The sequence below is a fragment of the Pseudomonas sp. RA_15y_Pfl1_P11 genome, from assembly GCF_963970975.1.
Classification (GTDB): domain Bacteria; phylum Pseudomonadota; class Gammaproteobacteria; order Pseudomonadales; family Pseudomonadaceae; genus Aquipseudomonas; species Aquipseudomonas tritici.
Map to the genome: position 1 here is coordinate 89,814 of NZ_CAXAOY010000019.1, position 17,265 is coordinate 107,078.

Genomic DNA, 17,265 nt, shown 5'->3' on the forward strand with positions numbered 1-17,265 from the left:
GTGTTCAACAACCTATATTTTCAACCACAATTCCGTGCGCAGCTTTCATATAAAAGCAATATTCTTCTCCTGCACGAATCAATACACCTCTCTCCCACCATTTCTCACCCGCCCTTATAAAAAGGTCGGGCTGCAGCAGACTTTTAAACATATCATCAAGGCAAGCCAGCTCATAAAAAATCTCTTTAAACTCATCTGCGCTAGCAATTTTTGGCTCTTCTAGCAAGCGCTGCAGCAAGGACCTACATCTAATATCATTAAGGTATTCAGAATAATCCCAACGATATCCATCTTTGCACTCCTCAATAAAAAACCTCCACTTCTGAATTAAAGACACCAGACTTTCACCACCAAACCCAAGGCGCGTTAAAACACTCGCACATAGTTCAAATACACTTTCATCTTTCATAACTGATCCTTAAAGTATTTTAGCTGTGCGGCAGCATCACCGCTTGGCCTAAAGAAGGTATTTATTTTTCCTCCTCTCATAACACCAAAGTATCCAGTCGACGGTTCGAATCTAAGCATGGAGCCATCTGCCCGAGTTCCTTGCATTACTCCTCCGCGACCAGCGGGAGACCAAAAAGATCGTGCGGCACTAACGTAAGAGTCTAACGAAGTAAATTCTGGTACATCCGCACCATCTGGCTTCGCTGTTGCTTTACCCTTTCCGCCCAGTATGACCCCTTGAGAATGTTTGGCATAATGCTCAAATGCTTTTCGCCCATTTGAAAAATTAGGTAATGAAAAATAGGGGTCAGACCACCATTAATGTAACCGTGGTCTTACCTTATTTTTTATATTTTTTACATAACGCTGACCAAGCCCATTCGTTAACGAAAAAGCACTTAAAGGGGTAGTTAGAGTCAGTAATAAATGCACGTGATTCATCATCAGACACCACGCGTGAATTTTGCAGCTATGCATTTCCGACAAGAGCTTTAAGAGGTGGATATAAAAAATATAATTATCTTCTGAATAGAAACAAACCGAACGATTATTTCCGCGCTGAATGATGTGCAGCGGAAGACGTGGCACCAACAACCGAGGACGACGAGCCATAAAAACCCCCTGATTTCTGAAAGAGATCAGCTTAGTCGTCCGCAACAAAAATAAAGGAAGATAATGATTTCAAAAAAATAAATCAAATTTTTAAAGAGCACACGTCATTATAAATAGCGAAAACCTTTATATACGTTAATGAAACATCACAAAAAAGTTAAACCCTTGTATAGATTTCGCTGAAAATGTGGTCTGACCCCGATTCCCACTGAGTGTCAGCGCCGATATGCTGCTATTCGATGAGGGAGAACGTGGGCCGGATGACCGCCTAAAACTTCAGTTCGAGGCAATTTCCAAGCTGGATGACAAAGAGCGCGAAGCCCTGGAGACAGTTATCAGCAGCGTATTGCACATGCACGACGCCAAGCGCTGGACACAAGCTGCGACTAAAAGAGACAGCTTGACGGTCCAATAAAACGGGCCAACCTTGAAAAAGGAACCAGTTCTGTGGGGCTGCTGCTGTGTATAACAAATGCTATACAACCCACGTCAGTGTTTGCTGGGTAAAACCCTCGTTTTGTATTACAAATGTATAGCAGCCATTTAACGTGAAAATCTGTTAACCCGTTGATCTAGAAAGAAACATCTACCCCGGACGGGGTGCGTGTTGTGTATTGAGATTTTGCTCCTGTTAAGGAGCGAAAAGTCATGCTGAAAAAGGACGTATTGAGCAGATAGACCATAGGTCGTCAGGGTGGGCGCAAAATGGGTGAAACTTGCCTGCAGAAAGGGTGCAGATAGGGTGCAAAAACACCCCATATTCAGCCTAAGTTTCTACATCTAAACCTGCTGCTCAATTTTCAAGGATAAATAAAGTCTATACTTATTTTAACTTTAACTAAGTCCAAGGTTACCTCACAGCCACTCCACGCTGGCAGCCCTCCTGTAAGTTTATTCTCGACATACCAACTGCGTAGCTCTGTTAAAAGGTCTAAAATATCTGTATTGGCTCGCCCGCCTGCCGTGAGCCAGGCAACGTTACCTTGCTCATCAATGTAGTCATACTCATACTCACAGCTATCTAGCTCTTGGGATAACTGTGCGCGCATTATAATTTTACAGGCTCCGCGGGGAGCAATTTCAAATAAAATACCCCCAATGTCATTGTAGATATCATCATCACTACGCATCAATTTCCACCCGGTGAGTTTTTAAATACAATCTCTTTTGGACGAGCGCCGCCTATTGAATACTCCACATTAAAGCTATCTGACCGAACACTTTTGCCAGAATACACAGGCTCAATTTTCACGCTAACCTGCTTGCCCTCCTTAAGTGCGGACGCCCATGTATTCTCCATAGACTTCCAAGTGCCTTTATTCAAGTTCCCATTCATGGGAAGGAGGTTCAATCTCTCCCCAGGCCCGTTGAATATACTAGCAATCAAGTGCCCACCCTCGTCCCCACTGACGCCACACTTACCTGCCACACATTGCTGATATGTATTCCGATCATTTTTAGTCAATGAAAGATTTGACTCGACTTTCTCAACGCGGCCCAAGCCATCTGTTTGGAAAGTTTTATTCCCATCGACTTTATATACGGTATTCGGCACAGGATTATTCAGCTCTTTATTCCATGCACCTTTACCACCAGAACTAATCTCGACTTCCCGTAAAGTTTGCCCAGTTGCTTTTGCACCTAGTCAATGACTTGAAAAAACGTAACAGTAGGACCGTAATCCTGATCTGAATTCGAAACATCAACAGAAAATTTACGTTCTGGGAATTTGTCTTTTAGGACTAGCCGCCATGACAAGGCAATAGTTTCAGCTAGCTGTTCAAAAACAACATCATCAACCTCATCAGTACAGCCTGAAAAAACATCGTACAAGTGAGTATGATTTATTATTTTTTCAACTGCGCGCGCATCACCGTCAAACTTTTTTAGCCATACAACGAAAACATCATGATCGTATTTAGCGCTTAAAAAAATCGCGCCTTGGCTAACAAAAAAATCAGGAAACAACAGCCTGCAAAATAGCAGACAGTCTTCAGGATTGCACATGGCGCTAACATAAGAAAATATATCTATATTATCTTTCTTAGCCCAGCCTGACGCCCATAACTCGTATCTGCTTAAACCACTAAACTGTCTAAGAGTATCAACTTTCATCATGGAATCTCATTCGGATTGGTAGGCCGCGGAGCCAGTTTCGTAGAAGGCGACTGAACTCTTATTGTCCCGTCCGGCAACGTATTTCTACCATACTCTATTACATGTGGTGTCGACACATCAGCATGAGCTGCACCTGTAACGTCAACCCGCTTAACAATCATCCCAGCTGAATCATAGACAGCGTAGCTGGTGATATTTCCTTGATTATCGGCCCGATACACAGCTCCATTCGCTGGGCCACCGTCTAGCTTAAAGCGGCCGCTAATCTGAGTAGCGTTTTCAAGCGGACCTCCTGCAAGATCATTTGCGTTGCGAGGAACAGAATTGAAGCTCGTCGACCCTTTTGGACCGCCCCCCTGAACTCCCGCTCCTCCCTTACCCTTCCCAACAATCGAAGCAATAGACGTTTTATCACGCCCTATCGAAGCGCCAGAAGCTGTCAGCACTTCCTTCCCAATTAAAGCCGCTTTCTCCCAGGCCGGCAGCGAGTTGTACAACAACCCCATATCGTTCTGGTTTTCTTCGGTGACAAACTCCTTCAACCGTGATGCGTCTGCCTCAGAAAGGCCGAAGTACCAGCGCAAGCTACTGACACTATCTGCGGTCTGTATCCCCCCCTCATACTCAGACTGATAACCGACGCTGCAAAGCCCTACCTTACCCGCACAGCCTGCCAACATCTCTGCCCGCTTCTCAGCGCTCAGTTTTTTGTATTTCTCCCAAATGGCCTCTGTTGGCTCGCCTTTCTTAGTGGCGTTTGCGAGTTCCTTCTGTAAATCAACGACATCTTTCGCGCTCAGTTGGTTATTTTCAACCGCATTCTTCCCAACCTGCGCGGCTGCCACCGCATTCAGCGCGTCCTTGCCAACCAACGATCCGGAGAGTCCAGCCGCCAACGTCGATAGGCTGGAGATCGTCTGCTTTTGCTCTTGGGTCAAATTTTCGTTACTGACATCGCCATACAGCTTCTCTTTGATCAGCTGTGCGGTTTTCTCCGCCACCACGGCCCCAGCGGCTCCTGCCAACGCCGAGTTACCACCTGCCCGCGCCAACACCGCACCCAATACCGCATGGGCCATCAGGTTGGCCTTGGGGTCATCCTCGGTCATCTTTTTGACCGTCTGCGCCAGATACGGCGCCGCCGCCCCCGCCAACGCCCCACCTACGCTGCCACCCATCGCCGCTTGCACCACGGCAGTCACCGCCTGGCTGGCCTTCTGGAAGCTGCTGCCAACGCCATAATCCTGCTGGGCACGCTGGCTGATCTGAGCCTGTGTCGGATTGGCGATACCCTCATCAATCAACTTCAGGCGCGTGGCTTTGCTCACATCGCTGTCTGAGTCGTTGGCGGCCCTGATCCTGGCCGCAGCAATCGCGTCGCCAATGCCCTTGGTCAGCTCCATCGAGCTTTTGATCAGGTCCATGCGTTCCTGCATGGCCTTTTCATCAGGCTTGTCGAGACGCTGGTTGGCGTTGGCGGTGTCGCGGTTCAGGCCGACCAGGTCACCCGCGCCTTCAGGGTTGCGCACCACGATCGTGCCTTCGCTGACGGCACTGCGCGTGTAGCTGTGGTCCGAATCGTTCAGCGACATTCCATACAAGGCACCCGGCGTGAGGGTACTCGCGCCGCTACTGTAGGAACCGGAGACGCTGACGCCGGCCGATTGGCTCTTGATCTCGCTCTTGTTCTTGATGTCACTGACCAGCAACCGATCGGTGAGCAGCAGGTTCCTGTCGGCCGCAGCCTCGCTGGCAATCACCGCACCTTGCAGGGTGGTGTTTTTGGCCACATCGATGGTGTAGCCACCCTTGCCGGCAAAGAAGCCGCTCTGGTCGGTGACGGCCTGGTAGTCGCTGTTCATCTTCGACGCCGCCAGGTTCGCCGACGCGGTTACCGGGGAGCCATAACAGATCGGCGGAATACAGATGCTCGCACCGAAGCCCGCGCTGTTCTGATTGCTCTTGGACGTTTCGGTGTCCTGGCGCGACAGAATGTTGAGGTTGCCGCCGATGTTGGCATCGATACGCTCAGCGCGTACCTGCGCCCCGATCAGGCTGGTGTCCTGGCCGCTGCGCAGCACCAGCGAGCCGGTGTCCAACGTGGTGTTGACCTGGGTAACCGAGCCACCCGAGCCAAGGTTCTTGGCGGTTTGTGCACCGAGGTCGATGGTGAAACCGTTTTGCTCGCCTATGTTAAAGCTGGCACCGATAGCGGTCCTGTTGCGCGAGCCATCGTTTTTACGGTCAGTGGTGTTCTGTGCGCTTTGCATCAGGATGTTGTTTTTCGCATACAACAACGTGCTGTCGGCTTTCAACGTACTGCCGGTAATCGTCAAGTCACCCACAGTGCCCGGCGCATCGCCCGCAGCGATGATCGACAGTTTGCCCCCGGCGTTGAGGTTGCTCTGGTGAGCGGTCTGCGCCGTGTATTCGCTGCTGTTTTTGGTACGGGTATTGGCCAGTTCGGTGCCGATCTTGATCAGTGAGCCGTTACCTGCAGAGCCACCGGTCTTGTCTTTGAAGCCGGTGCTTTGCTTGGCGAGATCGCCCGCCTGGTTATTGAGGTTGTACATCGACAGCGCCGCCTGGGCGATCTTCACTGCCTTGAGACGTGGGTCGTCGGAGCTGCGCGCCGCCTCGGCTGCGTCGCGAATGCTCTTGGCGGTATCGACGACAGAGCCCGCAACCACTCGGCCTACTGCCAAGCTTTTTGAACTGTCCTTACTGGTCTGACTCGCAGTCTCCATCCCCGAAGTAACGGTGACATTCGCCCCGCTCAACTCCATGTTCTTGGTGCTCACCAGATCGCTGGCCACCACCTTCAACTCACGCCCCGCCGTCAGCGACACATTGCCCGCACTCGAGCCAATCGTGCTGCCGGTCAAGGTCATTTCATTGGCGGTGCCGTTGTGCTTGGAGCTGTTGATGTAGAGCTTCTGGTTGCCGGTCATGTCGTCCAGACCGAGCTTGTTGCCGGTCAGCACGCCGGTGAGGTCGCGATTTTTTTCCTTGTGCATGTCGGTGCGGGCGAAGGTGTTTTGCGCCGCGTCGATGGTCAGGTCGCGGCCGGCTTGTACGGCGAGGTCGCCGGTACTGACCAGGTTGGAACCGGTGACGGTGGCATCGCGCTTGGCGGCGACGGTGACGGTTTCGCCGGAGACCATGCTGCCCAGGGCGGTGGTGCGTTTTTCGTCGACTTTGTCCTGGACCTTGCTCGACTTGAGGCCGCCCCAGCTGCTTTTGCTTTCCTTGCGTTCGTGGCGGGCACTGTCGGCGTTGCTGACGGCGAGGATGTTTACGTCCTGGCCGGCCGCCAGTTGCGTGGCGCCTTTTTCGGCGGTGACGGCGCTGCCGGCCAGCAGCAGGTTTTCACCGGCCACGACGGTGCTGTTTTTGCCCGCGCTGACGAGGCTGCCGACGTTGTTCACGGCGTCGGTTTCATCGAGGCGGAATTTTTTGCCCTGGGAAGTTTTCTTGGTCTTGCTGTAGAAGCTGTAGTCCTGGTTTGCAGCGGCTTTGAGCTCGAGGTTTTTGCCGGAGACCAGGTACGCCTCGTTGCCGGCGTTGACCTGGCTGGCCACTAGTTGCAGGTTCTGCCCGGCGCTCAGGGTGGCGTCGCCGCCGGCCTTGATCACGCTGGACACTTGCTGCACGTGGTCTTCGATGCTCTTGACCTTTTTCGTGTTGCCCGTGGAGTGTTGCTCGTTGGCTGCCGCAATGGCGTTGAGGTCGCGGGTGGCAATCAGGTTGACGTCGCGTTTGGCATTGACCTGGCTGGCCACGGCGCTGATGTCGCGCCCGCCAATCACGTGCAGGTCGCGGCCGGCTTCCACCACGGAGCCTTGCTGGGCGATGGTGGTGAAGTTCGAACGGGTGCCGATGGCGCCGCTGTCGAGGCTCTTCGAGGCGGTGATGTTGACGTCGCCTTTGGCCTGGACGGCCATGTCGGCGCCGCTCTTGAGCACGCCGCCGATGTTGTTGATGTTGCCCCCGGCTTTCAGCGCCAGATCGTTGGCCGATTCGATGCGCGCGGCGCTGTCGACGAAGTCGCTGCGTTCGGTGCGGTAGCTGCTGGCGCTTTCGTGGGTAGTGACGCTGCGTTCATTGAGCAGGTCGGCGCCCGCCGCGAGGTTGACGTTGCCCGCGCTGATCACACCGCCCGCACGGTTGCTCAGGGTGTTGCCGGCCAGCACGTCGAGGCGACCGCCGGCTTGCATCAAACCGCTGTTGGCGAGGTTGCCGCCGACGTTGGCCAGCAGGCTGCCGGTGGCGCGCAGGGTGCCGGCGTTATTGAGGTTGCGGCCGGTGATCAGGCTCACGTCACTGCCGGAAATCAGCGCGCCATTGGGCGCTAGGCGGTTATTTGCCTGGGCCAGGTACAGCACCGGCACCAGCACTTGTTGACCGGCGACGGTGGTGTTTTCCAGCCACACGATGTCGTGGGTCAGGGCCGCGACCTGTTCGGCGGTGAGGCTGACGCCCACCGACAGGTTGAGCGCAGTTTTGCTGCTGATGGCGTTGTCCATCAGGTGCTTGAACAGGTCGGCGTCGCTGGTCTGGCCATCGATGAAGCGCTGGCCGGTGCGGGCGAGCACGGCTTGCTGGATCAGGCGCTGTTCGTAGAAGCCATCACCGAGTCGACGTTGTGCCGTCTCGGGGTCGTAGCCGAGCCGGGTCAGCATGTAGTCCGAGCCCAGGAACTGGCGCATGTCGGTAAACAGCGGGTTGGTTTCGATCAGGTACTTATGCGGGCTGGCCGCGAACTGGCTGGTGGGCAGGCCGGTGGCACCTTTGCCGTCGTTGAGGTGGAACAGGCCGTTTGGCCCGGTGGGCAGGTCGAAGCCCGGCAGGCCCAGTGGGTTGACCTGTTGCTGGGCGAGGTCCGGCGGCAGCTGCGCGTTGAGTTTCACCTCGGTCGAGAAGCCCGGCTTGGTGGTGTTGGCGCCACTGCCGACGTAGGTGTAGCCGCGGTTTACGACACTGTTATCGATGCCGTCCTGGGCCTTCAGGTCAACGGCGCCGCCGGCCTGGATCACGGCGGCGTAGCTTTGGTCCGGCACCATCAATTGGGTGGTTTTGCGCAGGGCGGTCTTTTCGCTTTCCATCTTGCCGATGAACGAGGCCAGGCCGGCTTCGACACCGTCCATGTTCTGGCCCGCCGCATAGCGCTGGGTGAACGCCGCCGCCTCGCGGTACCAGCCGCCCGGCTTGCGCTCACGCGCCGAGGTAAAGATACGGTCGTACTGGGTGTCGTGGGTCACCAGGCCGACGTTGCTCAGTTGGTTGACACGCACGGTCATGGCGCCGCCGGCGGCAATGCTACTGCTGCTGTTGAGCAGGTTGCCGCCGCTCAACAGCATGTCGCCGCTCGAGGTGATGCTGGAAGCGGGCGTGGCGTCGCTGACAATAAAGTGGTCACGCACGCTGATCTGGAACGGACGGTTCTGTTTGCCGCCGTCGCAGTCGCCACCGGTCACGCCCTCGATACAGGCCGTGGGGGTAATAGAGGCGGTGTAGATGCCGGAGTGGGTGTTGAGCACGGTGCGGATGTTGTCGATCGTGCTGGCGGCCAGGATAAGGTTGCGTTCGCTTTCGATCGTGCCCGAGCTGTTGATGATACTGGTGGCGGCCGCGCCCTGCCCATCGCGGTCGACGCGCAGGTTGCCCATGGCGTAAATCGTGGCACCGAGGTTTTTCAGGCGGTCCACGCGCAGGTTCATGTCGCCGCCGCTGAAGATCAAACCGTGGTCGTTGAGCAGGTTGTCCACGGTCAGGTCGAGGCTGCCCTGGCTGGCGACGGCGCCGCCGACGCTCCAGTCCAGGCCTTTGCCGACCAGGCTACGCGTGCCGAGCAATTGGCCGGTGGCGGTCTGTTTCAGGTTGTCGACGTTGACGGTCAGGCGCCCGGCCTGGATCGCGGTGCTGTTGGTCCAGTCGGTTTTGTCGAGGGTCAGGTCGCCGTTGGTGACCAGGCTGCCGCCGACGTCATCCAGGCTGATGTCGCTCAGGTCAAGCAGACCGGTGCCCACGTGCAACACCTTGCCGCCGGTGTTCTGGAACGTTTTTGCCGCGAGGCTCAATTGGTCGTTGGCGGTTTCCAGGCTGCCGCTGTTGTTCAGCAGGCCACCGATGGCGTAGCGGGTTTTGCCTGCGGTGCCCAGGGCACGCATCTGGCCGCTGTTGTTCAGGCCGACGGTGTCGACATCAAGGGCCGTGGCGCTTTCGATCAGGCCACGGTTGGTCAGGGCGCCGTCCAGGTTGACGTCGATGCGGTTGCCGGCGATCTCGCCGCCGTTGTCGACATTCAAGCCGGTAAGACTCACAGCGCTGCCGGCGAACAGTGTGCCGTTGCCGTTATTGAAGTTGATCGCGTCAACCACTGCATTACCGGCTTTGGCGGCGATGCGCCCACCGTTGTTATCGAGCGTACCGGCGGTGATGTTCAGGCCGCCCTGCTCGCTGTGGATCAAGCCGTCGGCGCCATTCTGCAGCAGGCCTGTCGTGGTGATTGCCACCCCGCCGTTGGCGGCCAGGGTGCCTTTGTTCTGGTTATCGATGCTGTTGGCGAACAGCGTCAGCAGGCCCTGGCTGGCGAGCTTGCCGCCCTGGTTGTCGATGTGGGCGGCGCGTTGCACCAGCAGCGGCCCGACACTCGCCAGCTTGCCGTTGCGGTTGATCAGGTCGCCGAGCAGGTCCAGGGTGATCGAGCCGCCACCGGTGAGGCTGCCGGCGCTGTTGTCGAGGCGGTTGCCGTGCAGGGTAAACGCGCCGGTGCTGTCGATGATGCCGCCCTGGCGGTTGTCCAGCAGGCCGCTGACAGTGAGGGTTTGCGCACCGTCGCTGAGCAGTTGGCCTTTGTTGCGGTTATCGACGCTGTCGGCGGTGATGTTCAGCGCCTGCCTGGCGCTCAGTGTGCCGCCCTGGTTATCTACGTGGGTGGCGGTGGCGGTGAGGGTGCGATTGGCGATCACCGTGCCGGTGTTGCTGATGTTCTGGCTGTCGAGCGTGACGTCGCCAACGGCGTTGCGGGTGTTGTCGGCGTTGACCCCAGCTTCGATGATGCCGGTGTTGGTCAGTTGGCCGTTGCTGGCCAGGGTGATGCTGTCGCGCGCGGCGAGGGTCTTGCTGTTTTTCAGCGTGCCCTTGGTCGTCTGCGCCTTGAGGCGGGTGCCGGCGTAGACCGCGCCCTTGGTCTCCAGGCTCGCGGCCTTGATATCAATCGCGCCGCTGGCGGCCGCCTGGGCCATGCTCAAGTGGCCGTTGGCGTCGAGTTGAATATCGCCGCCACTGGCGGCCAAGGTGCCGTCGAGCTTCACGCCCACGCCGGCTTCAGTGCCCACCAGCTTGATGGCGCCGGCGTACATGCCGCCCAGGGCCGAGGAGTCGATGGCCAGTTCCGGCTTGGCGCTGCCGTCGTCGGCGCGCGTGGTGGTGTTCAAGCTTTGGGCATCGACGTCGTTGCGCCCGGCAATCACGGTGAGCTGACGCGCGTTGATCTTTGCATTGATCTTGGCGGTGCGGGTGATGATCTCGAAACGGTCGACGTTGCTGGCATTCAAGCCCTGGCCGTCGATGGTCACGGCGCCCCCATCGACCTGGTAATGGTCCAGGCGACCGACTTTGTCGATGACCGGTTTACCCGTGGTCAGGGTGACATTGGGCGTGTTGATGAACCCACAGCCGTTGCAACTGATGCCGTAAGGGTTGGCCACGATGACTTTGGCCGACTGCCCCGCCACTTCGGTGTAGCCGCGCAACTGGCTGGGGCTGCCGCCGTTGACTTCGTTGAGGATGACGTTCGCCGCGCCACCCTTGAGGTTCGGGTTGCCGACAATGATCCCGCCCAGTTGGGTGCTCTGCACCGCGCCCGTGGCGTTGTTGAGAATCACGCCATTGGGGCCGACGTTGTAGTCCTTGAACTGGTTATGGGACAGGCCGCTGCCATTGGGCGTGGCGATGTTCACCACCGGCACGCCGTTGCCTGCCTGGCCGAGCGTAGTGCCCGGGCCGCTGACCGCGATGCCGTCGGCCTGGGCCAGCAGCGGCTGCCAGAACAGCGCGTTGGCCAGGATCAGTGCCAGGCCGCGTTGGGTCAGGCTTTTCAGGGCGGTAGCAGGGCGAGCATCCATATTCAAAATCTCAAGGCAGCGGTGTTGATTACAGGATGAAATCCAGGCGGAAATAGATCGGCGCTTCGCGCTCGGTCACCACGCCAGGTCGCTCCAGGGAATGGGCAAAGGTCACGCTGGCGCTGACGTTTTTACCGCGCGCGAACAACTCCAAAGAGTTACTCGAGACGCGACCATGCTCGTCATCGTTGTAGCGATCGTTGCTGATTACGCCCTGGTCATAACCGACGCTGGCGCCGTATTCGGCGAAGGCCGGGCGCATCCAGTCGAGGGTGACCGGGCGCGCCCAGCGCACTTCGTTGCGCCAGTAACCACCGCTGTCGCCGTTCAGTTGCTGGTCCTTGAAGCCGCGCACCGAGTACGAACCACCCAGGCTCATGCGTTGCGCCGGGTACAGCACGTCTTCACTGCGCTGCCCGGTGGCGAGGCTGGAAAAACTCAGCGACTCGCCCCACAAAGTAAAGGGCTGCAGGTAGCTCATCGTGGCGGTGTATTTGCGATAGCGCGGGGTCGCCGTGAGGTTGCCGTTGGCATCGCGCCCCTGCTGGTCGCTTTGCGCGTCAAAGGCGCCAATGCCGTTTTGCATGCCCACGTCCAGGTTGACGAAGGCATTGCCGATGCGTCGACCGTGGGTGATGCCGACCTGAAATTCGCTGAGGCGGTTGCTGCTGGTCGCCAGCCGCGAATCGAGCAGGTAGTTGTTGGTGCGCAGGTGAGTCAGGCCGACGTTGACCGACGTCTTGCTCACCTCGTCGCGATGGATCACCCGCTCGGCACGCAGTTGATGGTTCTGGCTGTCGCCGTTCTGCTTGACCTTCAAATCGTCCAGCATGAGGAAGGTGCGGTATTCGCTCTCGCTGTAGGTGTAACTGAAATTCCACCAGCCCCACGGCACGTTGTAATAGAACATGCTGCTGTTGGAGGTTTTCTGATGGTCGCTGATGGCGTCGTGGCCACCGCGCAAAATCAGCTGATCGGCCAGGCCCAGTGGGCTGTCCCATTCCAGGCCGGCGCCCCATTGTTGTTCGCCGGTGCTCTTCTGGCCGTCGTTGTTGCGCGACAGGCTGGCGCGCCAGGGCTTTTGCGGGACGTTCTTGACCCGCACTTCACTGCCGCCGATCTGGCTGCCAGGGGTCAGCTCCATTTGCGCCTGCTTGGAGGGCAAACGGCTGAGCTGGTCGACCAGTTGCTCGATTTCCCGCAGGTTGAGGGCTCCGCCGATGTTGCCGGGAAACGCCATGGCCAGCTCGCGGTCGGTCAGGTTGCTGCCTTGCGCGCCCTTCAAGTCTTCGAGCGTGCCTTCCACCACCAGCACCTGCAGGTGACCGCTGGAAAGGTCCTGCTGCGGCAAATAGGCACGACTGGTGACATGGCCTTTGGCGATGTAATAGTCGGTGATGACCTTGAGCAGCTCATTGAGCTGTGGAACGCCCAGGCACTGGCCGATATAAGGTTTGAGCAGGAGGGTGCGGTCTCCGACGGAGAGGCTGTCGGCGCCCTTGAGTTCGATGTCTTTGATCGGGAAGCAACGGGTGTCGGCGGGTGTGGCCGGGGCCTGGGACTGATCGCCTTTGCCGGGCAAGTCCTGGAGTTCATCCAGGCGCCGACGCTGCTCTTCCAAGAGACGGTTCTGGCGGTCGCGAATCAGGTCCTGATCCCCTGGCGTAGGGGCGGCTGTGGCGCTGTTCAGGCTCAGATAAGCGAGCATGAAAGTGCATAGCAGATACCGAGTCCGTGGTAATAACAAAGACATGTTCAATCCGTCGAAAATCAAAGGGCGGCAAACTAACATCGAACTTCCGCTCACTCAAAGAACCGAGCACGTTGAATAAGCGTGCAAGGTGCTCGCGCAACCCGTTGATTATTAACAATTAAAAATTGTCAAACAGGCATACGGCTTATTGCTGGAAGTTATATTCCGACAAGCGGCAGCTGTATTGATGACGATTTCGTCGGAGAACTTAATAATTGCCACTAGTTGGCCATCAAGTTCTTACCGAGATAAGTTAGTACCGAAAAGGGCAGTAAAGTTCTCGGAGGTTTTGTGAATTGGATCCCACTTATCGGTATTTACCAAAATCGCTCCCACGTTGCATGGGAACGATTTTCCAGCGTTCTTCTTAGCTGGCGCCTTTGTTCTGATCCTTGCCTGGCACCAGGATCAACCCCGGTTTTTCTACCTCACGGGAGACATGGGATTTCACCTGCGCGACACCGCCTTCCTCGTCGTTATGGATCACCAACACCCCAGGCCGACGCAGCTGCTCAAGGTCACCTTCGCCGAGACTGAAGCTCTCGCTCAGGTTTTTGTCAGTAAGCGCCTTGGCCTCGGCCCGGCGCTGGGCAAACTTGCGACCTCGGCGTTGTTGGTGGCGCGCCCAACTGATCAGGATGACGGCGTTGAGCAGGGCGATCCACAGGTAGATTTGCAGGGTATTGAGCGCGGCAAATATCGGCGCCTCGAATCGAGGACCGCCATGGGTATCGAGCATCGAGGTAATCCCACGTGCCAACAACCAGATCAAGCCGGCCCAGGCCATCAGGGTCAACAGCGCATCGATGACCCACATCACGGAACGTTGGCGGGTTCTGACCAGTTTCATGATGACGCCTCCTTATTTTCGAGCGGTTTGATACCACGGTCCGGGCTGACCCAGCGCGCACGCTTCTGATGCTGGTTGAACAGCACTTTTGGAAAACTGACCAGGGTGGTAAACAGGCTGACCAGCCAGAACACCATCGGGTACCACACCGTCCAGAACAGGGTTTTCCACAGGTCTTTCTCGTAGCGGCGGTCAATCAGGATGCTCACCGCAAACTGCAACAGGCACACCATCGCCAACACCAACCCGGTAAACGCCGGCGGCATCAACGACTCGACAGTAATCGCTTGTGGCAGCGGGATGAATTTGCCCACGCCCCAGAAGATGACCGACAGCAAAAAGGTGAAGGCCCAGCCGGTGGACAAGCAGTATTCGAACAGCAGTGGCCACAGGTAGCGGTGACGCCATTGCCAAATGCCGCGGATGTTCTTGAACAGCACTTCGGCGCCGCCCTGGGACCAGCGCAGGCGCTGTTTCCACAGGCCGCCGACGGTTTCGGGCATGAGGATCCAGCACAGGGCACGGGGCTCGTAGAAGATGCTCCAGTGATCGAGTTGCAGCTTCCAACTGACATCGATGTCTTCGGTGATCATGTCGGTGCTCCAGTAGTCGATGCGGTCCAGCGCCTTTTTACGGAACGCCACCACTACACCGGACACCGTGAAGATTCGACCGATTACCCGTTGCGTGCGCTTGATCAAGCCGATGATCGAAGAGAACTCGCCGACCTGCACCCGGCCGATCAGGGTTGAACGTGTGCGGATGCGTGGGTTGCCGGTCACGGCGCCCAGGCGCGGGTTGTCGAGCATCGGCGCGACCAAATAGGCAGCCGCGTTTTTATCCAACAGCGCATCGCCGTCAATGCACACCAGGTATTCGCTGCGCGCGGCAACGGCGCCCATGCGCAAGGCCACCGCCTTGCCCTGGTTCTGCGCCAGGTGCAGCACGCGCAAGCGTGGATGCTGCAAGGCCAGGGCATCCAGTACGGCTGCGGTGTTATCCGAGGAACCGTCGTTGACGGCGATCACTTCAATGTTCGGGTACACCTGGGCCAGCGCGGCCTCCATGGTGTCGGCGACGTTCTCCCCTTCGTTGTAGCAAGGGATGATGATCGAGATCAGCGGGTTGCCAGCCAGTGTCGGCGCCGGCGTGTCCTCTTTCCAGGGCCAGTGGCGCTCCCAGTGCAGCCAGAAATACAAACCGCCTGCAATCCACAATGCCGACATGAACAGCGGGTAGAAAAACACAAAGTCCATCAGGAACTGCCCGGTGACCAGGAAGATCAGGCCCAGGGGCACACCCAATACCAAAGCCAGCACGAATAAAGCCAGGATTCTGTCGAACATGGTCAAGGGTTCCATTGGTTGGAAAGGGCCGGACGCACAGTCTTCAGGTCCGGGGAGTTTTCCAGGAAGTTGTCCGGGTAGTAACCGAAACTCGTGACACCCTGGCGCTTGAGCACGCTCATCCAGTGCGCCAGTTGCTCACCGCTGATATCCGGCGCGGCCTCGGTGCGCCAGTCTTTGGCTTGCAGCTCGAACACGGTGCGCTCCAGCGCGCCGGGGCGCCGCTTGACCGTGGCCACCAGTTTTTCCAGCCAGGCGTCGGCGTTATTCAATGCCTGGCCTTCCATCAGCGGCATGGCCATTGGCGCGGTCCAGTCGTAGGTCTGGAGGAAATCGTCAAGGTTCTGCGCGAACCAGGCTTCGCTGCCGGGGTTGAGCATCGGCTCGGCGAAGATATTGCGCGCAGTTAGTATCTGCGGGCCACGGATGGCGCGGAACTTGGCGGTCAACTCGTTGGTGAAGTCGATCAGGTAGCGGCTCTTGAAGCGGGTCCAGCGCTGCATCACGACAGGGTCGGCACGCAGGGCGGCGATGTTGTCCGGCAGGCCCTGGGCGGCGTAGGCCTTGAGTGCTGCGGGGCTGGCGTCTTCAAAGTCGCTCAGCTTGGCATCGTCGTGGTACAGCACGCCGTCGACACCACTGTTACCGGAGCTCGCCAGGTCCTGGTAGATCTCGCCGATCATCTGCCGCACTTTTGGATCGAACGGCGACAGGCGCTTGTAATCATCCGGATCGGTGCCCACCTTGCCGGTTTGCGGGTCCCAACGTGTCACGCGAGGCAACTTGGAATCGAGGTCGAAACTCAGTACCGGCATCCACGCAAAAACGCTGGCACGAGCCCGGGTATGCAACTGCCAGGCGACCCGGTTGAACAGGTCGGCGCGCATCGGCAGATGGCGGTTGGGGAAGTACAGCGAACGCACCAGGCCGTCACCCGTGGGGTCGGCGTAGGCTTGCAGGAATACTGTCGGCGAGCCCATGTCCACTACACGCTGTACCAGTACATCGAGGTTACGCGCCTGTTGCGCCGGGTCGGGGTCGTAGACGTGGTCCAGGTCCACATGCACGACGCGCATCGGCGCCTTGGCCTGCACCGAAACGATGCTGCTGGCGAAGTGCTCGCCGTCCGGATCGGAGGCAACCAGAAAGCGCGGGCTCCTCATCAATTTGTTCGAGTCGTCGAGGCCGTCGTCCAGCGTAAGCGCCATCTTGTAACCCTGCTCGTCCACAACCGCGAGCGTGGTGCCGTCGGCGGCGCCATAGGGCCATACCCACACCCGAGGCGCCTTGCCGGTAACGGCGCGAATCTTGTTCGAGATCGCGACCACGTCAGCCCGCATCCGCGCCTGGAACTGTGCCTCGGTTTCATAGCGATTGGTCGCCGGATCGAAGCGCCGCGTGGTGGCGGCCGGTTCCAGGTTGCCCTGGGGGTTGGCCAGGATGCCCTTGTGATTGGCGTCGGTGTGGGCGGCGATTTCCACCAGGCCGGAGCGCGACACTTCACGGATCTGCTGCCAGGTCAGGAACTCGCCGCGTGGCCGTGGCAGACCGGCGAAGTCCACCGGCTGGTTCAGCGGCGTATCGATCCAGGAGCCGACCGGCGCGAGCACTGCTGGCCAGTTATAGGCGCGCAGAATCGGCATCACGCGGGTGTAGAAGCTGGAATAACCGTCGTCGAAGCTGAGCATGACGGCCTTGGGCGGCAAGGCCGGCCCACCCCGGCGAGCGGCGAGGATCTGGTCCACGCTGACCGCCTGGTAGCCGTTCTCGCGCAGCCAGGCCAACTGATCGATCAAACGCTCGGTGCGCACCGCCACCACCGCCTGATCGGGATCGGTGTCATTGACGTCGTGGTAGGCAATGCCCAGGAAATGGTTTTTCGGCCACGGCGCTTCGCTGGTCTGTGTCGGGCGCTCGGCGGGTGGCGTGAATGGCGCGGGTTGCTGGGCGCAGGCGCTGGCCAGCAATACGCCCAGGACCAGCAGATAACGGCTGAGGAGGGTCATG

At 58.0% G+C, this 17,265-nt stretch carries 10 protein-coding genes; all 10 read right to left on the reverse strand.

Annotation, left to right across the window (positions count from 1 at the left end; all coding sequences use genetic code 11):
- Window positions 1–4: 4 nt before the first annotated feature.
- Window positions 5–409, reverse strand: coding sequence for a hypothetical protein (locus AACY44_RS22165; RefSeq protein WP_339531052.1), 405 nt, complete (start codon window positions 407–409; stop codon window positions 5–7).
- 359 nt (window positions 410–768) lie between these two features.
- Entirely contained in the window at window positions 769–1,062 is a 294-nt protein-coding gene (locus AACY44_RS22170; RefSeq protein ID WP_339531054.1) for a transposase, read from the reverse strand.
- Between the two features lie 800 nt (window positions 1,063–1,862).
- Window positions 1,863–2,192 carry a hypothetical protein gene (locus AACY44_RS22175; RefSeq protein ID WP_339531056.1) on the reverse strand — a complete coding sequence of 110 codons (330 nt, stop codon included), beginning with the start codon at window positions 2,190–2,192 and terminating at the stop codon, window positions 1,863–1,865.
- Complete coding sequence (locus tag AACY44_RS27830) at window positions 2,192–2,617, reverse strand: DNA/RNA non-specific endonuclease (protein WP_445261130.1); 426 nt, start codon at window positions 2,615–2,617, stop codon at window positions 2,192–2,194. The genes AACY44_RS22175 and AACY44_RS27830 overlap by 1 nt, the downstream gene beginning before the upstream one ends.
- 86 nt (window positions 2,618–2,703) lie before the next feature.
- The gene (locus tag AACY44_RS22180) at window positions 2,704–3,180 is read right to left on the reverse strand and encodes a hypothetical protein (RefSeq protein ID WP_339531058.1); all 477 of its coding nucleotides are present in this window, start codon (window positions 3,178–3,180) and stop codon (window positions 2,704–2,706) included.
- The gene (locus AACY44_RS22185) at window positions 3,177–11,309 is read right to left on the reverse strand and encodes a two-partner secretion domain-containing protein (RefSeq protein ID WP_339531060.1); all 8,133 of its coding nucleotides are present in this window, start codon (window positions 11,307–11,309) and stop codon (window positions 3,177–3,179) included. The genes AACY44_RS22180 and AACY44_RS22185 overlap by 4 nt, the downstream gene beginning before the upstream one ends.
- A gap of 28 nt (window positions 11,310–11,337) precedes the next feature.
- Entirely contained in the window at window positions 11,338–13,062 is a 1,725-nt protein-coding gene (locus AACY44_RS22190) for a ShlB/FhaC/HecB family hemolysin secretion/activation protein (RefSeq protein WP_339531062.1), read from the reverse strand.
- Window positions 13,063–13,429: 367 nt separating this feature from the next.
- Window positions 13,430–13,912, reverse strand: a complete 483-nt coding sequence (pgaD, locus tag AACY44_RS22195) for a poly-beta-1,6-N-acetyl-D-glucosamine biosynthesis protein PgaD (protein ID WP_339421182.1) — start codon at window positions 13,910–13,912, stop codon at window positions 13,430–13,432.
- Window positions 13,909–15,258, reverse strand: coding sequence for a poly-beta-1,6-N-acetyl-D-glucosamine synthase (pgaC, locus tag AACY44_RS22200; RefSeq protein ID WP_339421184.1), 1,350 nt, complete (start codon window positions 15,256–15,258; stop codon window positions 13,909–13,911). The genes pgaD and pgaC overlap by 4 nt, the downstream gene beginning before the upstream one ends.
- A gap of 2 nt (window positions 15,259–15,260) precedes the next feature.
- Complete coding sequence (gene pgaB / locus AACY44_RS22205; RefSeq protein WP_339428486.1) at window positions 15,261–17,264, reverse strand: poly-beta-1,6-N-acetyl-D-glucosamine N-deacetylase PgaB; 2,004 nt, start codon at window positions 17,262–17,264, stop codon at window positions 15,261–15,263.
- Window position 17,265: the final 1 nt, after the last annotated feature.